Here is a 24,789-nt window from a genome sequence, read left to right on the forward strand (position 1 = left end):
ACAGTTGACAGCGATCGTAGGGTGCGTCGCCCTAGAAAATCCCCTTGCATATGGAGAATGTCAAAGCGACGCACCTATTGTTAGGCGAATTTAAAGGCAATTTGCGATCGGCTGTAGCATCATTAAACAGTTGACAGTTGACAGTTGACAGTTGACAGCGATCGTAGGGTGCGTCGCCCTAGAAAATCCCCTTGCATATGGAGAATGTCAAAGCGACGCACCTATTGTTAGGCGAATTTAAAGGCAATTTGCGATCGGCTGTAGCATCATTAAAATTGTAAAGTGTCATTGCGAGGAACGAAGCAATCGCCAAGACTATGACGCTTCTCAATTAATAAGACTCGGCGGTTGCCACCGCGTCCATACAAACAAAACCCACTTCAAGCGGGTTGAAGATTCGACTATAACTCAATATCGTTTACTGGTATACCGCCCTGAGGGTAAAACCCTATGAGAAATAGATACGGAGATTGCTTTCCTGCGGATCGCTTCGCTAACGTTCCTCGCAATGACTATTCTAAGTAAACCGTATTGGACTATAACTGGTTCCCAGATAAAGTGCCTGGGAACCAGTTATATAGCGGTTCTCAAAAAAGTGAGGTATGCCCTATGCCCATGGAGGCCTATGACCGATTTGGCCTATGCCCATGAGTACCTCATCTTTCTGAGAAAGGCTATATTTCGCTGCCTAAGTTGCACTCACAAAAACAGAAGCCGCAAGCTGACTTTGACTGACGCCCTGCACAATTCCCAGATAATTGCTACCCGACTTAATCGCCGTAGAAGCGACACTGGCACCTCCATTCAACTGCAAACTCACAGCTTCAAAAGTCAAGTTGGCAAATCCGATTCCGTCAGTCAAACCAATCTTATCTCCAGCCACAAAATCGGTAATCACATCGGCATTAATTAAAGTAGCCGAAGCAGACAAACCTCCCGCCAGGATAAACGTATCACTTCCAGCGCCACCGGTCAGAATGTCTTGCCCGCGATCGCCCGCCAAGACATCATCGCCGTTACCACCAATCAAGATATCGTTTTCCTTGCCGCCCCGGAGAGTATCGTTGCCGTCTCCTCCGATTAGTCGATCGTTATCATTGTTGCCGCTGATAAAATCATTACCAACACCGCCATCAATTGAATCGGAATCTTTGCCACCCGATAAAAGATCGTTGCCGCCGGCGCCGTTAATTGTATCCGCGCCTTGCATTCCATTAATCGTATCAGCGCCTGCTCCTCCAGTGAGATTGTCTTTGCCGGAAAGGGCAAAAATTTGCAATCCCACAGCACTGGCAGGTATTTGAGTATCAGCAGCATCTGATAGGAAATAATTGCCACCGCTGGCTGTATTCTTGGGTGCTGTCGTCGGGGTGCCGTCCCCTGTAGCATTGGGTATTGGGGAAGTAATCGAGACTAATGTGCTGGGTGTAGGAGTTGGAGTTGGAGTTGGTACGGGAGTGGGAGTTGGAGTGGGAGTGGGAGTTGGTGTGGGAGGTGGTGCGGGATTGACACTACCATCAAGCGAAGTAGCAAAAACTTGCGTCCAATAGTGATTGTAATTGACGCTGCCAGTATCGTTGCCTAGGAAATAGTAACCAATGCCAATCTCTTTCAGGTTCGGGTTGAGAATGTTAGCCCGGTGGCCGCTGCTGTTCATCCATGATGATACAACTTGTTCGGGTGTAGAAGAACCCGCAGCGATATTTTCTGCTGCCGATCTGAATTTATAGCCCGTTGCAGTAATCCGACTTCCCATTGACGAACCATCTTTTCCGGTGTGATCGAAAAAGTCTTGCACTGCCATGTTTTGGGTGTGATTTTGCGCCGCATTCAACAACTGAGTATTCAAGGTTAGGGGGGACAAACTCAATTTGCTGCGCTCTATGTTCGTGAGTTCTAAAACTTTATAGATAAAGTTTTGATTGGTTGTAGCTGGTGCAGGTTGTGAAAGTTGAGAAGCCGATCGCTCTCCTGTTAAAATGTCAGCAGACTCAGAATTGGAATTTTGTAGTTGTTCTAGCATGGGGATGATAAAAATGTTTAAGACTGGGCTGAGCTGGTAGATGGCTTACCGTCTTAACGATAATTTCCCCGATCGCAGGCTCGGCAGGCTTCAACAATTGTGTTAATCCCTGCCGCTGTTGTATCTATTCTTATTATACCTATTCTTCAACTGCCGATGTCAATATCCGGACTCTGGTTGAAAAAAGCCAAGAGTGCGATCGCCCGTGGCATCAATACAAGCGACATTCCCATCCGCGAGCGGATCGTGCAGAATAATTACCCACAATCATTATTTTAAAAGTAATCTATTATACTTGCTTTTTTGAACTATACCGTTAATATACGTACAACAATACAATTTATAGCGGTTCTCAAAAAAAGTGAGGTATAGCGGTTCTCAGAAAGATGAGGTACGTTGTTGGGCTTGGGCCCTCTTTCCTAAGATTATAAAGAGCGCTTAAGCGCAACTACGTACCTAACTTGTCTGACGACAATAAAACCGCCCTGCGCGGAATCTGAGATAGAGTTTGAGATTTGAGATTTTTCCCGATTAGTAAGGTTCATATTGCGCGTCCAGTTTACGGGTTGGGGGCTAGAAACCCGGTTTCTTCGAGTTTTGCATTTAGTTACGAAAAGTATACGAAGAAACCGGGTTTCACTCTTGTTAGCGATCGCGCGCCAACTAATTTTTTAGTAGAGTCCTCACAAAAAATTATCCATTAATTCAAAACTCACCGCTTAAGACTCACAATTTCAAAATATTATCTTGTCCGACTTTAGCCTCCTGAGACACTTGCTCAACCTCATCTTTGGCAAGAATTTTCAAAGCTGCCTCTGCTTCGGCACCACCCAACCGCCCCAAAGCTTGGGCGACTCTATAACGAATTTGCCAATCTGCATTGGAAGCGTAGGGAAGCAACAGCGGCAGCGCCCGTTTATCCCCTAATTCTCCTAATGCACTGATGGCAATAGTTTGGATCAATTCGTTTTCAGAATTCAGGGCATTTTCTAACATCGGAAATGCTTTTGGATCGCCCATTTCTCCCAAAGCTGCGACGATGCTGAGTTGCACCAACCATTCAGATGTACTGCTGTAAACTTGTTCCAAATCTTCTAAAGCAGCGGTTAATTTCAAGGCGCCCAAAGCATCGGCTGCTGCTGCTTGCACGTCGGGTTCGGGATCGTTTCGCAAGCTGTGAAGCAATATCTCTAAAGCATTTGGCAGATTCTCAGTGCCTAGGGTTGATATTTGGCTGACTGCTGCGTACCTAACGCGGACGTTTTTGTCGCCGATCGCAATTTGAATCAAATTATAGGCGATCGCCGGTTCTAGCTGTCGCAGTTGGTTGACACCTCGCAGCCTCTCGCCAAAATCCTCGGAATTTAGCAATTGTTCGACAGATTCAGGGGTAATACTCATGCTATTTTTAAATTGATAATTGAGAAGAAGAAGGAAGAAGGAAGAAGGAAGTTCGGCAACGGATTTTGTAACGGATGTAACGGATGGAATTCCGCTCTAAGTCGGAAGAAGGAAGAAGGAAGAAGGAAGAAATATTTCTGCGCGTATTCCTGACTTTTTTCTGGGGAATCTAGAGACTTATTGCATAAATCTTTGATTGATGGGGAAATCTGAGATAAACGCCAATAAACGCGGATTTTTTTCCAAAAAGCGAGCGAATCAAAGCAATTAACTTCTTAGGTAGTTGGCGATCGCCAAAAGCTTAGAGATTGAAGGAGCGATCGGCTCTTTTTCTGATACAATCCTTCAATTGTAACAATTAATTAAGACTGGGCCGCCATCCATCGGATAATATCTCCCCTAGTGAGGATGCCGATTACTTTGCCGGCACTATCGACTACTGGCAATCGGTGGATGCTGCGATCGTGCATTAGTTTGGCTGCTTCTTGGATAGATTTGTCTGGTTCGATGGTAATGGGTTCTTTACTCATCGCTTCTCCTACTGTTTGTCCTAAAGCTTTGTGGAGTTCTCGCTCGTAACGCGAGGGATTTTCTAGGTAAATCACGCTGTCGAGTACCATGATGTAAGCGGGCGGAGTGACGCCGGTTTCGCGCCACATCAAGTCGGTTTCGGAGATGACTCCTACCAATAAGCCATTCTCATCTACAACGGGAAGGCCGCTAATACGTCGATCGGCTAAAATTTTAATCGCTTCGTTTAAGGGCGTTTCGGGGCGCGCCAAAATCGGATCGCGACTCATCACATCGGCTACTGTTTTGGGCATGATTGGCGGTTGATTTAGTTGTTGCTCTACTTCCGATCATATAGGGAAAGCGCGACACAGATAGCACAAAGGCAGACGGGAGGGCGGATTCGTTACCAGCTAGAAGCATGGAAAAAGTTTGAATCCCAGAATTTGAAAGGTTTTTGCGATCGCACTCACGAATTCTGCCGTTTGTCAGTCAAGCGCGCGGGCGATCGACCTGACAACATTGTTAAAATATGTTAAACAGCAGATATCGCAACCGTGCCCGACGATGAGGAAGTTCCCTCTTCCCTCTTCCCTCTTCCCTCTTCCTTCTTCTATAAATTCTTAGCGATGCCAGAATCTCCAGCCCCAGAAGCAGATAGCCAACCAGAAACGCGCTGTGTATTAGTTTGCCAGTATCAATCTTGCCTGAAACAGGGTTCAGCAGCAGTGCTAGCTGCTTTTGAAGCCCAACCAGTCCAAGGGGTAACAGTTGAAGCTAGTAGCTGTCAGGGACAGTGCAACACGGGCCCGACTGTGCGAGTCACCCCAGACAAAATTTGGTATTGTCGAGTTAAACCTAGTGATGTACCGTTAATTGTGGAACAGCACCTCGAAGGGGGAAAACCTCTAGAGGCGCTGTTCAATCCAAGAATACATATGCGTTATTATTAGTCTTGACTTGATTTGATGATTTTTATCAGATATGTTGGCATCTAATTTGAACTTTTCTCTTAAGTCTTTGATTGATGTCGTTTCCGGTTATATCGGAATGATTTAACCACAGAGAGCGCAGAGGACACAGAGAGAGAAGATAGAGATGAATACCGATGCAATCGGATTTGATATGATGTCGAACCGCAGATTTACAGCAGATGAAGGCAGATTTTTTTAAGATAGAAAGATGTGGTGATTGTAAGGGAAGTGATGCTTTGAGAATCAAAGGAATTGCGGTTAGTTTTTTAGTCCTAATTTTGGGGCGCACGTCGGCGGTAGTCGCTCAAACGCCTGGGGTTGCTGGGGATATTTGTCCTGGAGAATTGGGGGCGAAGGTGGATGCGATCGCCAATCGTGCTGAATTTAGCCGATCGCGCTGGGGCATTTTGATTCAACCGCTATCATCTACGGCGACTCTCTACAGCCGTGAGGCCACCAAATATTTCATTCCAGCATCCAATGTCAAGCTGCTAACCACAGCCGCTGCTTTGCAGAAACTCGGTGCCGATTTTCGGATTAAGACATCGGTTTACGGTGGCGCAAATGGCAGTTTGTATGTTGCTGGTAGGGGCGATCCGAGCATTGCTGAGACTCAGTTAAAATCCTTAGCATCGCAGTTGAAGCAGCGGGGAATCAGTCAAGTTAATGAGTTGATTGGCGATGACAGTTATTTTCAAGGCAGTGCAGTCAATCCGAATTGGGAATGGGAAGACGCCCAAGCTGGCTATGGCGCGCCGGTTAACAGTTTGATTTACAATCAAAATTCGATCGAGCTTTTGTTGTCACCGCAGGCGATCGGGCAACCTCTAAAAGTCTCTTTTGCTGAACCTAAGTTAGCAAATCAGTGGCAAATTCTCAACAATTCCATCACAGTCCCCACCACCGAATCGGAGTTTGTTGAAGTTGGCAGGGAATTCGATCGCCCTACAATTAGAGTTAGCGGGCAGTTGAAAGTTGGTGCGGAATCTGAATCAGCTTATGTCGCCGTTGTCAATCCCGCTTCTAATTTTTTGCAACATTTTCAGCAAGTTTTAGTGGCTGAGGGCATTCCGGTTAAACAGGCTTTGGTTGCTCCTGTTTCTCGTAATGGCGATCGCGAATTAGCATTTGTGGAATCGCCACCGCTGGCGGAATTGGTAAAAGAAACTAATCGGGAAAGCAACAATCTTTATGCAGAAGTTTTATTGAGATTGTTAGGGAAAGTCACAGGCAAGATGCCTGTGCCACAAGAGGATACAGGTGAAATTGGTTTGAAGGAATTAAAAACAGCTTTAACTCAATTAGGGGTAAATCCCAATAGTTACAAATTAGCTGACGGTTCCGGACTTTCCCGCCACAATTTAATTAGTCCAGAAGCCTTGGTGCAAACTTTGAGATTGATGGCGACTTCACCTGCTGGATTTATCTACCGCGCATCACTACCCGTAGCTGGCGAGAGTGGCACCTTGAAAACTCGCATAAATAATACACCAAACCGCGTAATTTTGCAAGCAAAAACTGGAACCTTGAGCGGAGTTTCGGCACTGTCGGGATATATCGAAGTTCCGAATTACGAGCCGCTGGTGTTTAGTATTATCATCAATCAATCCGATCTGTCTGCTGCAAAAATGCGATCGGCAACGGATGAAATTGTGCTATTATTAAACCGCCTCCGCCGCTGTTAAAACAACAGAATCTAATTTGACACTCTCAGGTCTAAAGACACTGAGATTCTTAAGAAATTTCGTTCTTAATATCCCTATTGCTAGGGTTCCTGGGCGCAATCCTTTTGCCAAAAAATGGTGGGCTGCTATCCTTGTCTTTCAACAAGCTCCTCAAGCGTTTAAGGGTTTTTATCCCTTGGTAACGCGAGAGTCCCCGCGTACCTTTATGGTAGGCATTTGCTTCTCAGGTTTGACCTGTGTATCCATCCCACTATGCTTATTGTAAGAGCTTTTGTCCTTTTTACACTGCCAAAAATGTTAAGAATTAAGAAAGATTCACGGCGGTTGAAACCGCCCTTAGAGCTTACATCGAGCGGGAGTCAACGCCTCTGAGTTTTCCGCTTACCGAATGTTTTTTTATAAAAAAGTTGATATAGCGCTTCTCAGAAAGATTCGCGGACGTTGTTGGGCTTGGGCCCTTTAGTTTAAGCGGTTATCGAGCTGTCTGTCATACCTCATATTTTTGAGAAAAGCTATAAGTAGTTACACCTAAAAAGACGACACCGAAAAACTCTACAAGTTTTACGTTTAACTACATTGCAGCGGCGGGGATCGAAAAGCAGCTAGAATAAAAACAGAAGAATTTAAACCATTGCGCTATTTGAACCTGCTATCAGTCGGCGGGTTCTGTACTCCCCGAAAATAAGTTTAACTTTCCAACTATGAAATCTTTAGATTCCGAACAGCAACACAGCTTTGTCGAAACCAACAACATCCGCTTGCACTGCGTTTCTCAAGGAGAAGGCGAGCTCGTTATCCTCCTGCACGGGTTTCCCGAGTTTTGGTACTCTTGGCGCCATCAAATTCCTGCTTTAGCACGCCATTTCAAGGTTGTGGTGCCGGATTTGCGGGGCTACAACGATTCGGACAAGCCGGAAAGCGGTTATGATTTGGATACGCTGAGTGCTGATATTCGCGGTTTGATCGATCGGCTCGGCTATACAAAAGCTCACATTGTCGGTCACGATTGCGGTGGTGCGATCGCCTGGAACTTAGCTCAAAAGTTCCCCGAAAAACTCAACCGCTTAGCAATTTTAAACGCTCCGCACCCGCAGCGATTCGTCCAGGAAATGGCAAGCAATTTAGACCAACTCCGTCGCAGTTGGCACATTTTGGCTTTTCAAGTTCCCGGCATCCCTGAATGGTTGATCCGGCAAAATTTGAAAGATTTTGTACAAAATATCTTGCAAGGACAAGCTGTTCGCAAAGGAGCTTTTAGCGCTGAGGAAACTAAGATTTATCAAACCGCTTTAGAAAAGCCAGGAGTGTTAGCGGCGGCGATGAATTATTACCAGCAGATGTTGCACCCACAGCGTCTTTGGCATTGGGGGCAGAAGTTAGAACCTGTGACAGTGCCTACTTTGGTGCTTTGGGGAGAAGAAGATGCGTTTTTGAGCCACACGCTTGTAGAAGGTTTAGATCGGTTAATTACGGCGCCGTTTAAGTTAAAATTAATTCCTCACTGCGGTCACTGGATTCAGCAGGAAGCGCCCCAAACAGTGAATCGAGAATTACTCAATTTTTTGAGAAATTCCTCTCGTTCTTTGGCTTTGGCATAAAACATTTTAAAGGTTGCAAATAAAAACCCGGTTTCCGTGTGAAACCGGGTTTTTATTTTTCTCCGAGCATATCTGTAGGGTGCGTCACTAGAGAATTTCTGAGTTACCAGAGAATTAAATCAGGCTGACGCACCGTACTATAGTCTTTCTCAAAGAAATGAGGTATGACTGACAGCTTCTATCACTATTAAGCTAAGAGGGCTTAAGCCCAACAACATACCTCATCTTTGTGAGAACCGCTATATCTAACTTATTTCGCCTCAACAACAGATATAAATCCCCGACACGAGGGTCAGAATTGATTCCCAAATTTTAGACCGTAGTTCAAGTTCCCTGATTCATCGAGTTGAGTCAACCTAAAATCTAAAATCTTAAATCGACTTATGAGTCCCAGAGCATATTTTCTTGCATCAACAGTGCAATCATCGCAGTTCTAGAACAAACACCGAGTTTGATAAAAATCCGCCTCACGTAAGTAGCAACCGTCCAGTGACTGATATTTAAATTTTTGGCAATACATTTGTTGGGCAGACCTTGGGCTACTAATTGGGCGATCGCTCTTTCTCGCGGGCTCAGGCTGATTACCGGTTTGTAAATTGTGCTTTGCATAGTTTTGCAGTGCAGTGACGAGTTAAAAAATTAATCAATTAATGGTAGAATCCCCAGTTTCTCTCGGACTTCTGATAAGGGAGTTTCCCAATCAGATGCAACGTCCCAGTCAATTAGTCGCTCGGCTAATTTTCCATGTTTTAAACCTTTGATAATTTGTCCGATCGCACATTTTCCACTGAGCAGTCCAACTAACACTAAAATCGCACAGGAAGGGCGAAATACTTGAGCGCGAGTAAACGCTTGAAGTACAAATTCATCTTCAGCAGAAGGTGAAAGACCCGTCAGAACGTGCCAAACGTCGTGGTTTCGTTGAATCCAGTCTCCAGATGCGATCGGCTCAAACCCTTGTTCGTCTAGAAATCGCGCCACTTCGCACCCTAATGTTCCTGCTGGCAGTTGACGCAATTTTTCCAAGTCTATTTCAAAATGTCGATCGCTCTCAATTTGAGGATTAATTGTTTGAGCCATCTTTAATATAACTCCTAATCGACCGTCAGTCATGATTGATTCTCCCTGGAATAAGAATTTAAGTTCCTGAAAAATGAAATTCATGTTTGTCCAGTTCATTTTTGCGATGAATCAAGACAACTTTTTTTTACAGTTCAGCTCAGAAATCCTACATTCTGTAACAGCAATTAACTTTCAGGAGCTTTTACATTTCTTTACAAACAGCCTCAGAGGTGAAATCTGTCAGTTGTCAAAATCTGGCTAGTGTTCGTTACCGCAGCTTGACCCAGAGGGAAGTAACCGTAAACTCCACAGTATTTAGCGGTGATTGGAACTCCTTTACTTACGTATATGAATCTATTTTGCTCTTAAGTATTTGTACTTGCAATGAGTTAGAAGCTGAAGCGTGTAAACCCAGTGATGCGAGTGCTACCAAGTGAATCAAGGTGAAGAGACCTGAAGCAGGGTGAAGTAAACAGTTGACAGTTGACAGTTGACAGTTGACAGCTTGCCCTGTGGCAAGATTATTCGTAGGGTGTGTCGCCACTAAAATTTTCTGAATTAAAATCGACTTTTCGAGTAGCGACGCACCTCAATAGCTTTCGGTGACACAAATTGCCCCGGGCGGGCGATGGCTACGTCCCGGCTTGCGCCTACGCACTCGAAGCGAGCTAGTATTGATGCAAAAATGAGATGCACCCATTTAACAGAGAGCATCTCATTTTTGTAACAAGCATTTTTTATTTGAGTGCTGTCCGCGACAAAATTTAAATTTCTTCCATATCTCCTACATCTTGAATGTCATCATCAACATCAATATCATCAGCATCGACATCATCAGCATCGACATCCACAGGAGCCACAGAATTAGCAGAAACCACTGCCCCAGTATCAAGTTTTTCCCGTACTAGCCGCTCGATCTCATTTTTGAAATCGATATTTTTCTCCATGTGTTGAATCACTTTGTCTCGTCCTTGAGCGATGTTCTCGCCGTTGTAACTATACCAAGAACCTTTTTTCAGGATTACTCCCATCTCGTCTGCCAAGTCAGTCAGACAGCCTAAGGTAGAAATGCCTTTACCAAATACAATGTCAAATTCGGCAATGCGGAAAGGCGGAGCAACTTTATTTTTAGCAACTTTAACTTTCGTGCGGTTGCCGTATTCTTCGGTACCTTTTTTCAAGCTTTGAATGCGGCGAATGTCGAGCCGCACGCTGGCGTAAAATTTGAGGGCGTTACCACCTGTTGTTGTTTCGGGGTTGCCGTAAGTTATGCCGATTTTCTGCCGCAATTGGTTGAGGAAAATCACGGTACAGCCGGATTTGCCGATGTTGCCGGTGATTTTACGAAGTGCTTGACTCATCAAGCGGGCTTGCAAACCCATGTGGGAGTCGCCCATGTCACCTTCGATTTCGGCGCGGGGGACGAGGGCGGCTACGGAGTCAATGACTACGATATCGACGGCGACGGATCGCACGAGTTGATCGACAATTTCTAGGGCCATTTCGCCGGTATCCGGCTGGGAAACTAAGAGATTTTCAATATCGACGCCTAATGCTGAGGCGTAGGTGGGATCGAGGGCGTGCTCGGCATCTACGAAGGCTGCGATGCCGCCGGTTTTTTGGACTTCGGCGATCGCGTGGAGCGCTAGAGTAGTTTTACCGGAACTTTCGGGGCCGTAAATTTCAATTACTCGGCCTTTTGGCAAACCGCCGCCCAAAGCAATGTCCAGTGTCAGAGCTCCGGTGGGGATGGTTTCTACCCTCATGCGAGTGGAGTCTCCCAATCGGACGATCGCTCCTTTGCCAAAGCTGCGTTCGATTTGGGATAGTACGGAATTTAGGGCTTTTTGCTTTTCTGTGTTTTCAGTAGTTTTTGTAGAAGCTTCTTTTTTTGCCATTTTCGGTACGCGGGTAGACCCCTTGCGGAGCTTGTTGATTAACTGTACAACACGTATGTTAGCAGTTATTTTTGGGGTCTGGAGGTTCTGGGGGGATTTGGTTTAGAATTCTTGATTTTGGGCTGGTTGGGCGCGATCGCGCCCCGATCCGGAAAGAATTGGTTGAAAGCCCGCCCGCCTTCGAGGGAGAAATTAAAATCATATCGTGTCCGGTCGGTTGACCGCGATAAGATCCGTTCGTAGTGCGGACTTCAGTCCGCAATATGCTGCGGACTGAAGTCCGCACTACGAACAGTCAACTGTTGACGGTGGCTCTTAGTTGAAAGGTAGAAGGCTTTCGGCAGAGGGTAGAATGATGGTCAGTTGGGATCTGTATTGTATCGATCGAGCTTTAACAGGGCCCAAACGGGAGGTTTTCCACAGCAATACACAGGTTGCAGCAGGCGAACCCGGTAAAAAACCCGGTTTCTGAGCGTAGTGGTGCGATCGTCCCCTGAGTCGATCGGTACGCCTCTGGGACGATCGCCACAATTAGGACAAGCATGGCATCTACAACACATCAAGACACATCTGTTAATCCCAAAAATCCCCAAAATTCCCGGTTGCTAATCAGCTTATTGGCGATCGGCATTTTACTAGGTATCGGATTTCGGTTCTTCGAGATCGATCGCAAACTTTACTGGCACGACGAAGCTTACACATCAATCCGCGCCGCTGGTTTTACCAGGCAAGAAATCGACGACGAACTATTTCAAAACCGGATTATTCCTGCACCAGAATTGCAGAAATATCAGCAGATAAAACCGGGAAGTACAGCAGCAGACACAATACGTTCGTTAGCACTGGAAGATCCGCAGCATCCGCCTTTGTACTTTTTGATGGCTCGTTTGTGGATGCAGCAATTTGGCATTTCTCGAACAGCATCCCGAAGTTTGCCAGCAATATTGAGTTTGCTGTCGCTGCCTTTGATGTACGTTTTAGCCCAGGAACTTTTCGCTTCAAATTTGACAGCCTTAGTAGCAACAACGCTGTTGGCTTTATCTCCCTTTGACATCTTGTTTGCTCAGACAGCAAGGCAGTACAGTTTGCTGACTGCAACGGTGATTGGCAGCAGTTGGCTGTTGCTGAGAGCATTGCGATTGCGGGGCTGGCAAAATTGGGCGTATTACTCGATCGCGATCGCGATCGGTTTCTATACTCACCCTTTCTTCACGTTAACACTTGTCGGACATGGAGTTTTTATAATTGCTTGCTGGCTGTTTGTCAAACAAAGAAAATTGCGAGGTCACTTAACTAATTCGCAATTTTTCTTAGCAGTAACAGCCGCTTTAATCTTGTATCTGCCGTGGATTTACGTGCTGGCGACTAACCTGGAACGAGCCTCAGCAACGACAGATTGGACGCGAATATCTCCTGGTTGGCTGTACCTGGCAAAATTGTGGACGCTCAGCTTTACAGCCTTATTTTTTGACTTCGACTTCGGCTTTGACAATATCTGGACTTATCTGCTGAGATTGCCATTTTTGCTGTTAATTGTGGCAGCGGTTTACAACATCTGCCGCCGCACAAATATTTCGACTTTGCTGTTTATTGTAACATCAATTTTTGTCCCGTTTTTGATGCTGGTTTTACCGGATATAATCTTAGGTGGCAAACGCTCCGCCGTCAGCCGCTATCTGATTTCGTGTTTTCCGGGGGTGCAGCTAGCAGTTGCTTGCTTGCTGGCCAGTAATGTGAAAACTCAGCAGCGGTTTTGGCAAGTCATTTTAGCGGGGGTATTTACAGCAAGCATAGCATCCTGTACAGTCAGCGGTGTTTCTGATACTTGGTGGAGCAAAGACTTGAGCTATTTTAATGCTGAAGTTGCGAGAAATATTAACAAAGAGGCGATGGCTAATCGCTCGATTAAAGATACAATTGTAATTAGCGATCGCGGTAATGACTTTACTAACATGGGAGATTTGCTCTCCCTGAGTTATTTGCTCGACAAAGATGTACGGCTGATGTTGCTGAGTCAGTCGCCCGATATCGAGATGCTGAACAAATATTCGGCTCCTCTAGTATTCCGCCCTTCGGAAAAATTGCGATCGGCACTCAAGCAAAATCAACGCCGCCTAGAGCCGATATTGGCATACGCCAAACTTTTTCGAGTGCGGCGGATTTCTTAGTTATCGGTAGGGTACGTCAGAAAAAAAACTGTTTGAGTTATCTCAATTATTTGAACAGACGCAGCTTAAGTCATTATTTCGACATTTTTGATAATAAAAGTATGTTGTTGCGCTTGGGCGCTCTTTATCTAATACATAAGAGCGCCCAAGCGCAACAACGTACCTAAAGATTAACCCCTATAAGAGTGCCAGTTGAGTTGTTTCAAATATTTGGGCTGACTCACCCTAGACCACCAGCAATCATTATTTGAATAATTAGGATTAAACGTCATGCAAGAGTCAAACAATTCTGCTTCGGAAACCGCACAGAAATTTCGCAATCTTCAGACAGAATTACGCGAACGTTGGCGAGAGATAGAAGAATTTGACAGCGGAGATTGTGATATTATCGTCATTCCTTCTCTCAGCTTAGATCAGCAAGAAATTCTGAAAGTTGAGGGTGCTTACCACTACGAAGAGCGGCATTTATTTTCATTGATTCGCCTGCGAAATCCTCGCACGCGCTTAATTTACATTACCTCGGAGCCGCTGCACCCCATGATTATAGATTATTACCTGCAATTGCTCCCAGGTATTCCATTTTCTCACGCGCGCGATCGCCTTTTGCTCTTCTCGGCTTACGATGCATCGGCGAAATCCCTCACCCAGAAAATTTTAGAACGTCCTCGCTTGATGGAGCGAATTCGCTCTTCAGTACGCCCGACAAAATCTTATATGGTTTGCTACAACTCAACACCCTTAGAGCGGGAGTTATCTGTTAAATTGGGAATTCCTTTGTGGGCTAGCGATCCGGATTTGCTTTATTGGGGAACAAAAAGCGGCAGTCGGCAAATTTTTCAAGAAGCTGGCGTACCTTATCCTGACGGTTCCGAGTTGGTTTGGAATGCAGAAGATTTGGCCCAAGCTGCGGCTGCGTTGTGGGAAAGACAGCCGGATTTGCAGCGGATGGTAATTAAGTTAAATGAAGGTTTTTCCGGGGAAGGAAATGCAATTTTAGATTTGAAGCCGATCGCAGGTAAAGCACCTCAAGAAAGAGTTAAAGCACTTGGCGATTGCTTCCACAATTTGCGCTTTCAATCAACAGGCGAAACCTGGAAAAATTTCAGCAGTCGCATTCCCGAATTAGGAGCAATTGCGGAAGCATTTATCGAAGGAGAAGAAAAGCGATCGCCCAGCGTTCAAGGTCGAATTATCCCCAGCGGCGAAGTAGAAATTCTCTCAACCCACGACCAGATTTTAGGAGGCCCGGACGGTCAAATTTTCTTGGGTTGCCGATTTCCTGCGGATGAATCCTATCGGCTGGCGTTGCAAGAATTGGGATGGAAAGTGGGGAAAAATCTAGCGGCAAAAGGTGCTTTAGAGCGATTTGGAGTGGATTATGTTGCTGTCAAGCAAGCGGACGGGAAATGGGATATTCAAGCAATAGAAATTAACTTGCGAAAAGGAGGTACTACTCATCCTTTTATGGCTTTAAAACTGTTAACAAATGGTCGGTACGAGCGAACTACGGGATTATTTTACAGCCAGCAGGGGCGTCCGAAATATTATGTGGCTTCGGATAATTTGAAAAAGGAGCGATATCGGGGATTGTTGCCGAATGATTTGATGGATATTATTGCGGACAATCAACTGCACTTTGACACAGGTACTGAGACGGGGAGCGTGTTTCATTTAATGGGTTGTTTGTCGGAGTTTGGCAAATTGGGATTGACGAGTATTGGCAATTCGCCGCAAGAAGCTGAGGATATGTATAACAAGGTTGTGAAAGTTCTCGATCGCGAAACTTCATAAGGTACGTTGTTGGGCTTCAGCCCTCTAAGAGTGATTATGTAGTAAGCGAAGTTGCATCAAAAACTCAATTTACATTCATACCTCATCTTTCCGATCGATGCTATAAGTCGATTTATGGTTGAGGTACGTTGTTGGGCTTTAGCCCTCCGATCTTTATTATGAGGATAGTAAGCGAAGTTGCATCAAAAACTCAATTTACATTAATACCTCATCTTTCCGATCGATGCTATATAGCCTTTTTCAAAAAGATGAGGTATAACTGACAGCTTGCAAAACCACTAAACTCTTAGGGCTCGCATCCCAACAACATACCTCATCTTTCTGAACTCATAAAGTTGTGGAATTGCTGGCTGGGGAAATCTCGTTTAACTGTTGATTCCTCGATCGCACAAAAGGGTTAATTCGTAATTTAAGCTGACAACCGCAGGTTTTACGCTGCGGAATTCTAGGTTGTAGCTAATTTTTAGCGGGATAAATTGGCGTGGGGTCGATCGAGCCTGTGCGGTTGAGAGGCCAAAAACGGACGATCGCCCTACCGATGATATTTTGTCTGGGTACAAAGCCCCAATAATGGCTGTCACAGCTTGCGTTGCGGTTGTCCCCGAGTACCAAGTAAGAATTTTGAGATACTACTACAGGCCCGTAGGGATATTGCGGAATTTCTTCAATATATTTTTCCTGTAGCGGCTGCTTGTTGATATAAACTTTTCCATCTTTGACTTCCACAGTATCGCCCGGAAGTCCGATCACTCGCTTGATATAGGCATCTTTGATCGGCGGTGGCTGTCCCGTGCACAAACTCGCCGGATCGGGAGGCATAAACACGATAATATCTCCTCGCTGCGGGTCTTGGAGTCGATAGCTCACCTTGTCTATAATTAATCGATCGTTAATTTGTAGGGTTGGGAGCATTGAGCCGGTGGGAATGTAGCGAGCTTCAGCAACCAAAGTGCGGATACCAAAGGCTAAGAATGCTGCTAAGCCGATCGTCTTAATTCCTTCTATCCAAGGATTTTCGGTATCTTGCGGGGGTTTCTGGTCGGCTGACTTGTCTAGACGAGTCATAAGTATTTAAGTCACTGGGCTGGATACAAATTATAAACTTATTTCGGGGTTTTTTGAGGAAATCTGCAAAATCTGCGCCCCAGACGTGAGTTTTTGTACTATCTGGTTGAGTAAGGTGCGCCGAGGTCGATCGTAAAAATTACAATTTTCCCGAAAGCTAGTTATATTTATTAGTATTTTTCCAACTCTTTTGAGGATAAAATTTGTCTGGGGTTCTACGTACATTACCTATTTAATTATAGCTTATGCCGACCACATCAAGTTTGTTAATCCGCCGCGCTCGCATTCTGTTACCTGACGGTGAGTTTTTGGTAGGGGACGTGCAAATTAGCGATGGCAAAATTGTTCGGGTTGCTCCGGAGATTGCGGCAGAGTGCGATCGCGAAATAAATGCGATCGGCTTAACTCTCTTGCCCGGAGTAATTGACCCGCAGGTACACTTCCGCGAACCGGGTTTGGAACACAAGGAAGATTTGTTTACGGCTAGCTGTGCGTGCGCTAAGGGCGGCGTGACATCGTTTTTGGAAATGCCGAATACCCGCCCCCTAACCACAACCCAAGCAGCCTTAGATGACAAGCTAAGGCGCGCTGCTGACAAGTGTTTGGTCAATTACGGCTTTTTTATTGGGGCGACGCCGGAGAATTTACCGGATTTGTTGGATGCGAATCCGACTCCGGGGATTAAGGTGTTTATGGGTTCGATGCACGGACTGTTGTTGATGGATGGAGAGGAAAATTTAGAGCGAGTTTTCGCCAAGGGCGATCGATTAATTGCAGTACACGCCGAAGATCAAACTAGAATTAATCAGCGCCGTCAGGAATTTGCCGGCAGTACCGATTTAGCCGTGCACTCGCAAATTCAAGACAATCAAGCAGCCTTGTTAGCAACTCAGCTAGCCGTAAAACTTTCTAAAAAATATCAACGCCGACTGCACATTCTGCATCTTTCAACTGGCGACGAAGCTGAGTTTTTGCGACAAGAAAAACCCAGTTGGGTAACAGCAGAAGTAACGCCGCAGCATTTGTTGTTAAATACCAGCGCCTATCAAAAAATCGGCAGTTTAGCCCAGATGAATCCGCCGTTGCGCGATACCCGCGATAACGAAATACTTTGGCAAGCCTTATTAGACGGCGTAATTGATTTTATCGCCACCGATCACGCGCCGCACACCTTAGAAGAAAAAGCTCAAGAATATCCAAATAGCCCATCGGGAATGCCCGGTGTTGAAACTTCTTTGCCTTTGATGCTGACGCAAGCAGTCGAGGGAAGATGTACAGTTGCCCAAGTTGGTAATTGGATGTCTGCGGCAGTTGCTAAGGCTTATAAGATTCCGAACAAAGGGGCGATTGCTCCGGGTTTTGACGCCGATTTAGTTTTAGTCGATTTGGACAACTACCGCCCGGTAATCGGAGGAGAAATGGCGAGCAAGTGCGGCTGGAGTTCCTTTGAAGGTTGGAATTTAACAGGATGGCCTGTGGTGACAGTTGTGGGAGGAAAAGTTGTTTTTGAGAACGGTAAATTAGATACAACGGTTAGGGGTGAAGCCTTGACATTTGACGCTGAGTAGTCAATTTATATAAACAAAGGTATGTAGTTGCGCTTGGGCGCTCTTTCATATATAAGAGAGCGCCCAAGCGCAAGTATAGCCTTTATCAAAAAGGTGAAGTATGCCATATTCTATGTACATCAAGGTTTTCGACATTTAATATATACCTCATCTATCCCAGAACCGCTATACGTACTTTTCTATAGAAAAAAAGAGCGCCCAAGCGCAACTACATACCTAAAACATCAAGGTTTTCGACATTTAATATAGCCTTTCTCAAAAAGATGAGGTATGACTAAAAGCTTACATAACCACTTAAACTCTTAGGGCCCAAGCCCAACAACATCCGCGAATTTTTCTGAGAACCGCTATATATACCTCATCTATCCCAGAACCGCTATACGTACTTTCATCTAGAAGAAAAGAGCGCTCAAGCGCAACTACATACCTAAAACATTACAGTAAAATTTGTGCTAAAATTATCTGAATATATTACCTGACGAGCGAGGCTATATTATATATGCTTAAAGAACTAGAAACACAACTTCTTGCCTTAACTCCGACTGAGAAATCTGATGCAATACGGCTTTTAACCCAAAGTTTAAACAATAGCTGGCCGGGAATTACCAAGACTCCCGATGTGTGCGGCGGCGATGCTTGTATCGCCAAAACTCGCATCCCAGTTTGGCTGCTTGAAAGTTGGCGCCGTCAAGGTTCAAGCGATGCTGAACTTCTACAATTTTATCCCCATCTAAGCGCTGCCAATCTAGTCAATGTTTGGACTTATGCTGATGCACATCTGGAGGAAATCGAAGAATCAATCCGCAAAAATGAGGAAGATTGACTTATGCTAAATAAGTTTATGAAGCGATTCCTCACCTTGCGAGAAATGTTTCTGAAGAATAGAGAATCGCCCTTTTTCAATCTTGTGATTGCCAATCCAATAACTCGCCAGTCCCCATCAATTCAATTTGCCGCCCGCTATCGCAATAACTCAAAGAAATTCGCAAAGAATTCTCTGGTTTGTACGGCAATCTTTCGGCCCATTCGATCGCCACAATTCCCAAATCTCTTTCTAATCCGTCCCAATAACTCTCTAAGTGCAAAGCCTCCGCTTCTTGGGGTTCGAGTCGGTACAAGTCTAGATGGTACAGCGGAATCCGCCCTGCAAAATACTCGTTAATCAGGGTGAAAGTAGGACTTTCCACAGATTCGGAGATTCCCAAGCCTTCGGCGATACCTTGCACTAAGGTGGTTTTGCCGGCGCCTAAGTCTCCTTGTAACAAGATTGCAGTGCCTGGTGGGAGCGATCGACCTAATTTTATGCCCAACTTGCGCGTAGCTTCAGCATCTGGAAGAGGAAGTATCATATCAGTTATTTGTTATTTGTTATTTGTTATTTGTTATTCGCTTGGGGCTGCTAATAACCAATAACATTAGTTTGCACAGCCAACAGCCAACAGTTAACAGTTAACAGTCAACAGTCAACAGCCAACAGTCAACAGTCAACAGTCAACAGTCAACAGTTAACAGTCAACTGTCAACTGCTTAAATGTTCTGGGCGCGGCCGTACCAACGCAGCAACATCCCCGCCAATCTTTGGGAATTGTGGCGAATTAAACCGGTATTTTTATCTTCATCCATGACATTGGCGATGACAATGCGCCGCCCCAGTTGCGTTATGGCTTCACGATCGAGTACAACCGGATAGGAATTCTCCTGAGAATAGCGGATCAAAGATTTTGCAGATGGGACTTTTCCTTGAACTACTACAGCATCGAACAGGGGGCGGCCGCAAGCCCGATCGATCGCCCGAATGTGATCGGCAACGCTGTATCCGTCTGTTTCCCCCGGCTGAGTCATAATATTGCACACATAAATGCGCGGAACTTCACTGTGGGCGATCGCATCAGCAATTTCCTTCACCAACAAATTCGGAATTACACTCGTATAAAGACTCCCCGGCCCAATAATAATAAAATCCGCTTCTTGTAATGCTTCAACCGCCCTCGGTAAAGCCGGAGGATTGGCAGGAGTGCAGCCAATTTTGACGATTTGCCCGTTAGCTTCGCTAATGCTGGACTCCCCCTCTATTCTCCGGCCGTCAGCCAGTTCTGCCCACAAAGAAACGTCGCTCAGAGTAGCCGGCAGCACTTCCCCTCTGACAGCTAAAACTTTAGAACTGGCGGCGATCGCCTGTTCCAAATCTCCAGCAATATCGCTCATCGCCGTCAAAAACAAATTACCAAAACTGTGACCCACCAAACCATCACCGGCCTGAAAGCGATATTGAAATAACTCAGTTAATAACTTTTCCTCATCTGCCAAAGCGGCCAAACAATTGCGAATATCTCCCGGTGGCAATACTCCAATTTCCCGGCGCAGCCGCCCGGAAGACCCGCCGTCATCGGCCACGGTGACGATCGCAGTAATTTTGGCACTGTAATCTTTCAATCCCCTAAGCAAATTAGAAAGGCCCGTACCCCCCCCAATCGCCACAATTTTCGGGCCGCGGTGCAAGCGGCGGTGGTTGAGGAGTCGATCGACCAATTCCTCATTGCCTTCGGGCATCAGCACTTGGGTAATCGAGTTCAAACTGCGAGTTTGGCCCCACAGAATTAACAAAATTCCGCCCGCAATCACGATCGGCCCCGACACGTAATTGGGAATAACTTCGGCAATCCAAGTCAAAAAATTTCTCAACAATTGCAACAGGAAAAAAATCGGAGTCATCCCAGTCCAAATCGCTAAACCCAAACTGGCAAGTACCACACCGCTAGCACTGATCAGCAGCCACCGTTTCACCAACAGTCCGGGGGCCAACCACTTAAACCACTGGTGAACTCGCCCGTTCCGCAAAGAAGAAGGGTAAGGATTTCTGGATTGGACAAAAACCTGCTTAGCTTTGGCAAAGACTCGCAGGGCTTTAGGAAATGAACTAATTGACATGGTTAATTAGTCTTAATGGTATTGGAATAGCTCAAGCTGACAAATTTACAATACAAGAGAGTTTTGATTCTGGCAGTCAATTTAAGTCATTAGTCATCAGTCATTAGTCATTAGTCATTAGCTAGACTGATGACTGATGACTGACAACATAATAATCGATCGCATCTTATGGCTGAGCCGCTAATCGAACTCAAGGGGGTAAGTAAGTCCTTCGGGGATAACCAGATCCTCGATCGAGTGGATCTGAGGATATATCGGGGAGAGGCCCTGGCAATTATTGGCCCTTCCGGGACGGGGAAATCTACGATTTTGCGGATAATTGCGGGTTTGTTGGCCCCGGATGCGGGCGAGGTTTTCGTTCAGGGACAGCGGCGGCTGGGATGGGTGGACGACGTGGCAGATCCGATCGGGATTGGGATGGTGTTTCAGCAAGCTGCTTTGTTTGATTCGCTTACGGTAGAGGAGAATGTCGGTTTTTTACTGTACCAGCATTCTAAGCTGCCGCGCCGCCGGATTCGGGAATTGGTGGAGGAAAAGTTAGAGATGGTGGGTTTGCGGGGAATTGGCGATCGCTATCCAGCGCAGTTGTCTGGGGGAATGCGGAAGCGGGTAAGTTTTGCCCGCGCCATCATGGCAAATCCCGATCATGCCAGGGACAATCCGGAAGTTTTGTTGTACGACGAACCGACGGCGGGCTTAGATCCCATCGCTTCGACGGTAATTGAAGATTTAATTCGGGATTTGCAGAGAGCTCAGGGAGTTTGTAGCACTTATGCGATCGTCACTCACCAAGACAGTACCATCCGCCGGACTGCCGATCGCATTGTTTTTCTCTATCAAGGCAAAGTGCAGTGGGAAGGAACTGTCAGCGATATTGCATCGACAGATAATTTGTTAATTAAACAATTTTTTAGCGGCAGCGTTACCGGGCCAATTCAAGTGATTGGGTAGTCAATTGTCAGTGGGCAGTTGGCAGTTGACAGTTGGCATTTGACAGTTAGTAGGGGCGGTGCCCCCGTGCCCGCCCTCTTCGTTGACAGTTGTTACTTGACAGTGGGCGGTTGTTAGGAAAGCGGTTGGCCGTGGTTAATTGTTTGTATTATTGGAGATGGAAGATGTCACAAACAAATTTTCACAAGTTAGATGTTTATAAATTATCAGAAAAATTAGCTGATGAAATTTGGAATATTGTTATAAAATGGGACGCACTAGCAAAAGATACGGTCGGCAAGCAAATTATTCGATCGGCTGATAGTATTGGTGCTAATATTGCTGAAGGAGATGGTCGAGGTAGCTATCAGGATCATCGGAGATTTATCAAAATTGCCAGAGGTTCTTTATATGAAACAAAGCACTGGTTGAGACGGGCTTATACTAGGCAACTACTAACAACTACGCAAGTAGAAACACTCAAGCCAATTATTGACGAACTGTCGCCCCGGCTAAACGCCTATCTAAAATCTATAGGCAACACATCAGATAAAAATTAACAACTGCCAACTATCAACTATCAACTATCAACTGCCAACTGCCAACTGCCAACTGCCAACTGCCAACTGCCAACTGTCAACTGCCAATTGCCAAAGGAGGCAATATGCGATCGCGAACTGTAAGAGAAGGTTCTGTCGGATTCTTAATTTTAGTAGGAATCGGTTTATTTGGTGGCTTAGTGCTCTGGCTGCAGGGCGTACAACTAGGCAACCGCAGCTACAAATTCGCCGTAGAATTTGCCAGCGCCCAGGGAATGCAAATCGGCACGCCCGTCAGGTATCGCGGCGTCACCGTCGGTAAAATTACCGCCATCACAGCCAGCGCTAACGGCGTAGACGTGACGATGGAGATTTCCCCCGGTACTTTAGTTATGCCCCGAGATGTGGCGATCGAAGCGAATAAATCGGGTTTAATTGGCGAATCGTCGATCGACATTACGCCCAACTCAATTTTACCAGACTCCTTACTCACCGCCAATCCGTTTAGTGCCGACTGTCCCCCTGAGATAATCTGCAAAAATTCGCGCTTAAAAGGTCAAGCTGGAGTCAGTCTCGACGAACTAATTCGCTCCACAGTCCGCCTAGCTAACTTATACACCGACCCCGCCCTGTTCAACAATATTAAATCGATTTCAGAGAATACAGCCAACACAGCGAAAGGTGCAGCTAAACTCACTCAAGATTTATCAAGTTTAACTCAAACAGCCAAAGCAGAAATCAAAACCTTGAATAAATCAGTAACAGGAGACGTTGGCAACTTAACTCAATCAGTAAAAAGCGAACTAGCAACTTTAAATCAATCATTAAAAGGAGAAGCCAACAGTTTAAATCAATCTTTGAAAGTAGAAATCAACAATTTAACTCAATCCTTAAAAGGAGAAGCATCCAGCTTAAACCAGTCCCTCAAAGGAGAAATATCAGGAGTTGCCGCTGATGTTTCCAAAGTAGCAGCCACAGCAGACACTTCCACAAAAGCCGTATCGGCCGCAGCCATAAATTCAGCCAATTCCGTAACTCAAGCAGCAAATAAAATCACATTAACAGCAAACGAAGTCAATTCATTAGTGACAACCAACCGCGCCAGTTTAGTCTCAACCCTGAATAACATCAATCAAAGCAGTCAAGAATTGCGGGTAGCTGTCAGCAGTTTGAGTCCAACAATTAATCGCATCAACCAAGGACAATTGCTGACTAATTTAGAAGTTTTATCAGCGAATGCCGCCCAAGCTTCTGCTACCTTGCGAGATTTATCCAACCAGCTAAACAATCCCGCCACCTTGCTATTATTGCAGCAAACCTTAGATTCTGCACGAGCTACATTTCAGAACGTGCAGAAAATCACTTCCGACGTAGATGAAGTGACGGGAGACCCAGCTTTTCGCAACAACATTCGCAGGTTATTTAACGGATTGGGAGGCTTGTTAGGTTCTACAGAACAACTGCGGCAGCAAGTTAAAGTCGCTCAAACATTAGCTCCAATTTCTGAGAAAGTAAATGCGGGTACAACGGCAGTAAATCAATCAGTTAAGCCGGGATTGCCCAGTTTTAACAAAAAAGAAAAATTGTCTGTTATCCCTTCTCAAGCTGCAAAATCATCAGCACCAGTTGCTCACGAAAATACTCCTTGAAATCTGGTATCATTGAATAACCGTCGGCAAGGTGCATGGCGCGCCCTACAGTTAGGAAGGTACGCATTATAGAGGTTTCATTTAGTAAGGTTGGCAGCGCGCACCCCGAGATTTAAGTTGTGCAAATCTTCTTGAAAAAACTCTTTCAATCGAAACAAGGAAAAGCAATGACGCAAACATTATCGAAGCCTGTCGAAACCAAAACCAAGTACACTATAACTTGGGAAAAATTGCCAGAAGACTTCATATTACCCGACGATCCTGTGGAAAACATCGACCAACCACTATTAGCAGCCGCTTTGCGAGAATCATTGGAACTTGCCGGATTTATCCTTGCATCAATGCTGATAGCTTCCAATTTCGGACTGTGCGCCACAGTCAACGACAAAACAATAGTAAAAGCACCAGATTGGGTGTACATTTCCTCAGTATTGCCAGCCGAACCGGGAGAAGTTCGCCGCAGTTATACTCTCAATGCGGAGGGAGAAGTGCCTGCTGTAGTGATGGAATTTTTATCGGATACTAACGGCAGTGAATATTCAACGAAACCGACATATCCTTACGGAAAGTGGCGGTTTTACGAGCGAATATTGCAAGTACCAGTTTATGTAATTTTTGAGCCGAAATCGGGAGATTTAGAAGTATACCGCTTGGTTTCGGGACAGTACGAATTGCAAGAGAATGATGCCAACGGTCGATTTTGGATAGAATCAATGAATTTATTTCTGGGGGTTTGGGAAGGGGAAAAATCTCAGAGAAGGGGTTATTGGTTGCGCTGGTGGGATGAGAATGGCAATTTGTTGCTGTGGGGTGCTGAACGGGTGGAACAGGAACAACAGCGGGCCGATGAGGAACGCCAGCGGGCCGATGAGGAACGCCAGCGGGCCGATGAGGAACGCCAGCGGGCCGATCGCCTAATGGCATACTTGATAAGTCAGGGTATCGATCCTGATGCCATTTGAAGGTCGATCGATTTGAGATTTTACATTAGGAATAAAGG

General features: G+C 45.6%; 24 protein-coding genes. 12 read left to right on the plus strand and 12 right to left on the minus strand.

Features of this window, described 5'->3' with window-relative positions:
* Window positions 1-688: 688 nt before the first annotated feature.
* On the minus strand, window positions 689-2,023 hold the full coding sequence (locus tag QZ918_RS12945) for a CAP domain-containing protein (RefSeq protein WP_293335554.1): 1,335 nt from the start codon (window positions 2,021-2,023) through the stop codon (window positions 689-691).
* 156 nt (window positions 2,024-2,179) lie between these two features.
* Between QZ918_RS12945 and QZ918_RS12950 the strand changes: the two genes are divergently transcribed.
* The gene (locus QZ918_RS12950; protein ID WP_293335557.1) at window positions 2,180-2,302 is read left to right on the plus strand and encodes a hypothetical protein; all 123 of its coding nucleotides are present in this window, start codon (window positions 2,180-2,182) and stop codon (window positions 2,300-2,302) included.
* 447 nt (window positions 2,303-2,749) lie between these two features.
* On the opposite strand, the gene nblB is transcribed toward QZ918_RS12950, so the two are convergent.
* Both nblB and QZ918_RS12960 read right to left on the minus strand, forming a co-directional pair.
* Window positions 2,750-3,424 carry a phycobilisome degradation protein NblB gene (gene nblB / locus QZ918_RS12955; protein WP_293335560.1) on the minus strand — a complete coding sequence of 225 codons (675 nt, stop codon included), beginning with the start codon at window positions 3,422-3,424 and terminating at the stop codon, window positions 2,750-2,752.
* Window positions 3,425-3,786: 362 nt separating this feature from the next.
* On the minus strand, window positions 3,787-4,248 hold the full coding sequence (locus tag QZ918_RS12960) for a CBS domain-containing protein (RefSeq protein ID WP_293148380.1): 462 nt from the start codon (window positions 4,246-4,248) through the stop codon (window positions 3,787-3,789).
* A gap of 315 nt (window positions 4,249-4,563) precedes the next feature.
* Here QZ918_RS12960 and QZ918_RS12965 point away from each other — a divergent pair, with 315 nt between their 5' ends.
* The 3 genes from QZ918_RS12965 to QZ918_RS12975 all read left to right on the plus strand — a co-directional run bounded on the left by QZ918_RS12965 (window position 4,564) and on the right by QZ918_RS12975 (window position 8,191).
* Window positions 4,564-4,887: a (2Fe-2S) ferredoxin domain-containing protein gene (locus tag QZ918_RS12965; RefSeq protein WP_293335563.1), complete on the plus strand. Its 324-nt coding sequence runs from the start codon at window positions 4,564-4,566 to the stop codon at window positions 4,885-4,887.
* 200 nt (window positions 4,888-5,087) lie between these two features.
* Window positions 5,088-6,593, plus strand: a complete 1,506-nt coding sequence (gene dacB / locus QZ918_RS12970) for a D-alanyl-D-alanine carboxypeptidase/D-alanyl-D-alanine endopeptidase (RefSeq protein ID WP_293335566.1) — start codon at window positions 5,088-5,090, stop codon at window positions 6,591-6,593.
* A 701-nt stretch (window positions 6,594-7,294) separates the two neighbouring features.
* Window positions 7,295-8,191, plus strand: a complete 897-nt coding sequence (locus QZ918_RS12975) for an alpha/beta fold hydrolase (protein ID WP_293335569.1) — start codon at window positions 7,295-7,297, stop codon at window positions 8,189-8,191.
* Window positions 8,192-8,572: 381 nt separating this feature from the next.
* Here QZ918_RS12975 and QZ918_RS12980 read toward each other — a convergent pair whose 3' ends face one another.
* From QZ918_RS12980 to QZ918_RS13005, 6 genes are all read right to left on the minus strand, one after another.
* A complete protein-coding gene (locus tag QZ918_RS12980; protein ID WP_293148388.1) occupies window positions 8,573-8,800 on the minus strand; it encodes a response regulator transcription factor in 228 nt (75 codons plus the stop codon).
* Between the two features lie 30 nt (window positions 8,801-8,830).
* Window positions 8,831-9,304 carry a Coq4 family protein gene (locus tag QZ918_RS12985; protein ID WP_293335572.1) on the minus strand — a complete coding sequence of 158 codons (474 nt, stop codon included), beginning with the start codon at window positions 9,302-9,304 and terminating at the stop codon, window positions 8,831-8,833.
* A gap of 289 nt (window positions 9,305-9,593) precedes the next feature.
* A complete protein-coding gene (locus tag QZ918_RS12990; protein ID WP_293148391.1) occupies window positions 9,594-9,797 on the minus strand; it encodes a hypothetical protein in 204 nt (67 codons plus the stop codon).
* A 220-nt stretch (window positions 9,798-10,017) separates the two neighbouring features.
* Complete coding sequence (recA, locus tag QZ918_RS12995; RefSeq protein ID WP_293335575.1) at window positions 10,018-11,151, minus strand: recombinase RecA; 1,134 nt, start codon at window positions 11,149-11,151, stop codon at window positions 10,018-10,020.
* Between the two features lie 58 nt (window positions 11,152-11,209).
* A complete protein-coding gene (locus tag QZ918_RS13000) occupies window positions 11,210-11,437 on the minus strand; it encodes a hypothetical protein (protein ID WP_293335578.1) in 228 nt (75 codons plus the stop codon).
* A 105-nt stretch (window positions 11,438-11,542) separates the two neighbouring features.
* On the minus strand, window positions 11,543-11,695 hold the full coding sequence (locus tag QZ918_RS13005) for a hypothetical protein (protein WP_293335580.1): 153 nt from the start codon (window positions 11,693-11,695) through the stop codon (window positions 11,543-11,545).
* On the opposite strand from QZ918_RS13005, the gene QZ918_RS13010 reads away from it, so the two are divergent.
* Both QZ918_RS13010 and QZ918_RS13015 read left to right on the plus strand, forming a co-directional pair.
* Window positions 11,694-13,319, plus strand: coding sequence for a glycosyltransferase family 39 protein (locus QZ918_RS13010; RefSeq protein ID WP_293335583.1), 1,626 nt, complete (start codon window positions 11,694-11,696; stop codon window positions 13,317-13,319). The two genes, QZ918_RS13005 and QZ918_RS13010, sit on opposite strands and share 2 nt — an antisense overlap.
* Before the next feature lie 270 nt (window positions 13,320-13,589).
* Window positions 13,590-15,110, plus strand: coding sequence for a peptide ligase PGM1-related protein (locus QZ918_RS13015; RefSeq protein WP_293335586.1), 1,521 nt, complete (start codon window positions 13,590-13,592; stop codon window positions 15,108-15,110).
* 456 nt (window positions 15,111-15,566) lie between these two features.
* Here the strand turns inward: QZ918_RS13015 and lepB are convergent, their stop codons facing one another.
* A complete protein-coding gene (gene lepB / locus QZ918_RS13020) occupies window positions 15,567-16,175 on the minus strand; it encodes a signal peptidase I (protein WP_293148401.1) in 609 nt (202 codons plus the stop codon).
* Window positions 16,176-16,420: 245 nt separating this feature from the next.
* Between lepB and QZ918_RS13025 the strand changes: the two genes are divergently transcribed.
* Together QZ918_RS13025 and QZ918_RS13030 are read left to right on the plus strand one after the other, a co-directional pair.
* Window positions 16,421-17,743: a dihydroorotase gene (locus QZ918_RS13025; RefSeq protein WP_293335589.1), complete on the plus strand. Its 1,323-nt coding sequence runs from the start codon at window positions 16,421-16,423 to the stop codon at window positions 17,741-17,743.
* A 499-nt stretch (window positions 17,744-18,242) separates the two neighbouring features.
* On the plus strand, window positions 18,243-18,566 hold the full coding sequence (locus tag QZ918_RS13030) for a DUF433 domain-containing protein (protein ID WP_293335593.1): 324 nt from the start codon (window positions 18,243-18,245) through the stop codon (window positions 18,564-18,566).
* A gap of 76 nt (window positions 18,567-18,642) precedes the next feature.
* Here QZ918_RS13030 and tsaE read toward each other — a convergent pair whose 3' ends face one another.
* A complete protein-coding gene (gene tsaE / locus QZ918_RS13035) occupies window positions 18,643-19,092 on the minus strand; it encodes a tRNA (adenosine(37)-N6)-threonylcarbamoyltransferase complex ATPase subunit type 1 TsaE (RefSeq protein WP_293335596.1) in 450 nt (149 codons plus the stop codon).
* A gap of 178 nt (window positions 19,093-19,270) precedes the next feature.
* Entirely contained in the window at window positions 19,271-20,671 is a 1,401-nt protein-coding gene (locus QZ918_RS13040) for a gluconeogenesis factor YvcK family protein (RefSeq protein ID WP_293335599.1), read from the minus strand.
* Window positions 20,672-20,839: 168 nt separating this feature from the next.
* On the opposite strand from QZ918_RS13040, the gene QZ918_RS13045 reads away from it, so the two are divergent.
* From QZ918_RS13045 to QZ918_RS13060, 4 genes are all read left to right on the plus strand, one after another.
* The gene (locus QZ918_RS13045) at window positions 20,840-21,622 is read left to right on the plus strand and encodes an ABC transporter ATP-binding protein (protein WP_293335602.1); all 783 of its coding nucleotides are present in this window, start codon (window positions 20,840-20,842) and stop codon (window positions 21,620-21,622) included.
* A gap of 164 nt (window positions 21,623-21,786) precedes the next feature.
* Window positions 21,787-22,161: a four helix bundle protein gene (locus QZ918_RS13050; protein ID WP_293335605.1), complete on the plus strand. Its 375-nt coding sequence runs from the start codon at window positions 21,787-21,789 to the stop codon at window positions 22,159-22,161.
* 104 nt (window positions 22,162-22,265) lie between these two features.
* The gene (locus tag QZ918_RS13055; protein ID WP_293335608.1) at window positions 22,266-23,789 is read left to right on the plus strand and encodes an MlaD family protein; all 1,524 of its coding nucleotides are present in this window, start codon (window positions 22,266-22,268) and stop codon (window positions 23,787-23,789) included.
* Window positions 23,790-23,956: 167 nt separating this feature from the next.
* Window positions 23,957-24,751 (plus strand): Uma2 family endonuclease, encoded by a 795-nt coding sequence (locus tag QZ918_RS13060; RefSeq protein WP_293335611.1) that lies wholly within the window; start codon window positions 23,957-23,959, stop codon window positions 24,749-24,751.
* Window positions 24,752-24,789: the final 38 nt, after the last annotated feature.

Source organism: Microcoleus sp. CAWBG58, from assembly GCF_020883045.1.
Taxonomy (GTDB): domain Bacteria; phylum Cyanobacteriota; class Cyanobacteriia; order Cyanobacteriales; family Microcoleaceae; genus Microcoleus.

Bases quoted from the DNA above. Each gene is read 5' to 3' on its own strand.
- QZ918_RS13040 (WP_293335599.1), bottom strand. From the start codon at position 20,671: ATGTCAATTAGTTCATTTCCTAAAGCCCTGCGAGTCTTTGCCAAAGCT.
- tsaE (WP_293335596.1), bottom strand. From the start codon at position 19,092: ATGATACTTCCTCTTCCAGATGCTGAAGCTACGCGCAAGTTGGGCATA.
- QZ918_RS12975 (WP_293335569.1), top strand. From the start codon at position 7,295: ATGAAATCTTTAGATTCCGAACAGCAACACAGCTTTGTCGAAACCAAC.
- QZ918_RS13030 (WP_293335593.1), top strand. From the start codon at position 18,243: ATGCTTAAAGAACTAGAAACACAACTTCTTGCCTTAACTCCGACTGAG.
- QZ918_RS12965 (WP_293335563.1), top strand. From the start codon at position 4,564: ATGCCAGAATCTCCAGCCCCAGAAGCAGATAGCCAACCAGAAACGCGC.
- QZ918_RS12950 (WP_293335557.1), top strand. From the start codon at position 2,180: ATGTCAATATCCGGACTCTGGTTGAAAAAAGCCAAGAGTGCGATCGCC.
- QZ918_RS12960 (WP_293148380.1), bottom strand. From the start codon at position 4,248: ATGCCCAAAACAGTAGCCGATGTGATGAGTCGCGATCCGATTTTGGCG.
- QZ918_RS12945 (WP_293335554.1), bottom strand. From the start codon at position 2,023: ATGCTAGAACAACTACAAAATTCCAATTCTGAGTCTGCTGACATTTTA.
- QZ918_RS13010 (WP_293335583.1), top strand. From the start codon at position 11,694: ATGGCATCTACAACACATCAAGACACATCTGTTAATCCCAAAAATCCC.
- QZ918_RS13015 (WP_293335586.1), top strand. From the start codon at position 13,590: ATGCAAGAGTCAAACAATTCTGCTTCGGAAACCGCACAGAAATTTCGC.
- QZ918_RS13060 (WP_293335611.1), top strand. From the start codon at position 23,957: ATGACGCAAACATTATCGAAGCCTGTCGAAACCAAAACCAAGTACACT.
- QZ918_RS13055 (WP_293335608.1), top strand. From the start codon at position 22,266: ATGCGATCGCGAACTGTAAGAGAAGGTTCTGTCGGATTCTTAATTTTA.
- QZ918_RS13045 (WP_293335602.1), top strand. From the start codon at position 20,840: ATGGCTGAGCCGCTAATCGAACTCAAGGGGGTAAGTAAGTCCTTCGGG.
- dacB (WP_293335566.1), top strand. From the start codon at position 5,088: ATGAAGGCAGATTTTTTTAAGATAGAAAGATGTGGTGATTGTAAGGGA.
- QZ918_RS12980 (WP_293148388.1), bottom strand. From the start codon at position 8,800: ATGCAAAGCACAATTTACAAACCGGTAATCAGCCTGAGCCCGCGAGAA.
- QZ918_RS13025 (WP_293335589.1), top strand. From the start codon at position 16,421: ATGCCGACCACATCAAGTTTGTTAATCCGCCGCGCTCGCATTCTGTTA.
- recA (WP_293335575.1), bottom strand. From the start codon at position 11,151: ATGGCAAAAAAAGAAGCTTCTACAAAAACTACTGAAAACACAGAAAAG.
- QZ918_RS13050 (WP_293335605.1), top strand. From the start codon at position 21,787: ATGTCACAAACAAATTTTCACAAGTTAGATGTTTATAAATTATCAGAA.
- QZ918_RS13005 (WP_293335580.1), bottom strand. From the start codon at position 11,695: ATGCTTGTCCTAATTGTGGCGATCGTCCCAGAGGCGTACCGATCGACT.
- lepB (WP_293148401.1), bottom strand. From the start codon at position 16,175: ATGACTCGTCTAGACAAGTCAGCCGACCAGAAACCCCCGCAAGATACC.
- nblB (WP_293335560.1), bottom strand. From the start codon at position 3,424: ATGAGTATTACCCCTGAATCTGTCGAACAATTGCTAAATTCCGAGGAT.
- QZ918_RS12985 (WP_293335572.1), bottom strand. From the start codon at position 9,304: ATGACTGACGGTCGATTAGGAGTTATATTAAAGATGGCTCAAACAATT.